The sequence below is a fragment of the Methylocapsa sp. S129 genome (genome assembly GCF_009765995.1).
GTDB lineage: Bacteria > Pseudomonadota > Alphaproteobacteria > Rhizobiales > Beijerinckiaceae > Roseiarcus.
The window spans coordinates 1-1,597 of record NZ_LMUI01000037.1 but is presented as its reverse complement, the minus strand read 5'-3'; the positions used below and the strand labels follow the sequence as shown (position 1 = coordinate 1,597).

General features: G+C 61.3%; 2 protein-coding genes and 1 pseudogene. 2 read left to right on the top strand and 1 reads right to left on the bottom strand.

The window, feature by feature from the left end; all coding sequences use genetic code 11:
- The first annotated feature begins 159 nt into the window (after nucleotides 1-159).
- Nucleotides 160-306, top strand: coding sequence for a hypothetical protein (locus tag GSQ90_RS20235; RefSeq protein WP_210254934.1), 147 nt, complete (start codon nucleotides 160-162; stop codon nucleotides 304-306).
- Nucleotides 299-1,294 (top strand): tyrosine-type recombinase/integrase, encoded by a 996-nt coding sequence (locus GSQ90_RS20230; protein WP_158816714.1) that lies wholly within the window; start codon nucleotides 299-301, stop codon nucleotides 1,292-1,294. The genes GSQ90_RS20235 and GSQ90_RS20230 overlap by 8 nt, the downstream gene beginning before the upstream one ends.
- Nucleotides 1,295-1,429: 135 nt before the next feature.
- Here the strand turns inward: GSQ90_RS20230 and GSQ90_RS32490 are convergent.
- A pseudogene (locus tag GSQ90_RS32490) lies at nucleotides 1,430-1,597 on the bottom strand (DNA primase); the annotation flags it as partial.

The following is a 1,597-nucleotide window of genomic DNA, read 5'->3' as shown; positions in this document are numbered from 1 at the left end:
ACAGGCCAACTTCAGAAAATCCGTGGGATCTCCACGCCATTTGGATCCCCACTCGGAATAATCCGGCACTCGGAATTATGCCGATAATTCCGAATTCGGAATTAGCGCCACAGCTTCGCGGTTCACAACCTGACTGCCTGGTATCGTCAGGGAGCGGATGTGCAACGGTTGCTACCCGTACTCTCCACCTACCTCGGCCATTCCGATCTGGAGGGCACGAAAGTCTATCTGTCGATGACGCCGGAGCTTCTGCAGCAGGCGTCGCTGCGTTTTGCTCGCTACGCGGGGGGAGGTCAGAATGCCTGAACTCATAACCCTGGGCCCCTGGCTCCGCCGCTTCCTGTGCGAACATATCGTCACCGAACGCAATCTGGCCCGGAACACTCACAAGAGCTACCGGGACACCTTCAGTCTTCTTCTGCCCTTCGTCAGCCGCAAGCTGCGAAAGCCCGTGGATCGTCTGGCCGTGCGCGATCTCACCTCTCCGCATGTGCTGCAGTTCCTCACACATTTGGAGGAGGATCGGGGGTGCTCCGCCCGGACCCGCAATCAAAGGCTCGCCGCTATCCGGGCTTTTGCCCGCTTCATCGGTAGCCGGGATCCGGCTCATGTCGAATGGTGCGGCCATATCCGGGCAATCGCATCGAAGAAATCCATGTCGCCGCCGGTCGGATGGCTGACCAGAGCGGAAATGGAGGCCATGCTCGCCGTGCCGGATCGAAAGACGAGGCAGGGCCGCAACGAATACGCGCTTCTGCTTTTTCTTTACAACACCGGGGCGCGTGTCTCTGAGGCCACGCAACTGAAGGTGCGCGATCTGCAAATCGGGCGCAGGAATGGCGGTCACGATCTTGCCACCCTGCACGGGAAGGGCGGCAAGACGCGCCAGTGCCCACTGTGGCCGGAAACCGAACGAGTTCTGGCAGACGAGATCCTCGGCCGCTCGGTCGATGACGCCGTGTTTGTCAGCAGGCTCGGAATGTCCTTCACCCGCTTCGGAGTCTATCGCCTTATCGAGCGTTGCGCGGCCCGGGTGCCGGACCTGGCGGGAAGAACGATAACCCCGCATGTGATCCGGCATACGACGGCCTGCCACCTGGTTCTCGCCGGCGTCGACATCAATACCATCCGCGCCTGGCTCGGCCACGTCTCGATCAGCACTACCAACATCTATGCCGAAATAGACCTCACGCTGAAAGCCAACGCCGTAGCTCTTTGCGAAGTCGGTCAGCCACGACCAGCTCGCTCGTGGAAGGAGGACAAGGATCTCATGGCCTTTCTGAAATCGTTGTGAGTAAGGCGTCGTGTTGCGGTGTCTTTAGCCGAGCGCTCCTGTTCTGAGTGGTGCTGGACGCAGCGCAGCGATCGCCCACTTGAAGACCGGCGCGGCCTCGCCGGGACGGCCAGGACGGGCCAGAACCGACATCTGTCACCCCATCCTGGCCGTTCCCTGAAGCATGAAGCGCGCGACATCCTGCGGCGCGAGCTGGATACGCAGTGCCGCCCGCAGCGCGCCGAGGCCGAATGCTTGCAGGTCGTCGTTGAAGTCGCCCGTCCGGGGAGAAAGGGCAATCGCCTCAATGCCCACTGTTTCGGC

Excerpts from the sequence above, each read along its gene's own strand:
- GSQ90_RS20230 (WP_158816714.1), top strand. The coding sequence starts at position 299 with ATGCCTGAACTCATAACCCTGGGCCCCTGGCTCCGCCGCTTCCTGTGC.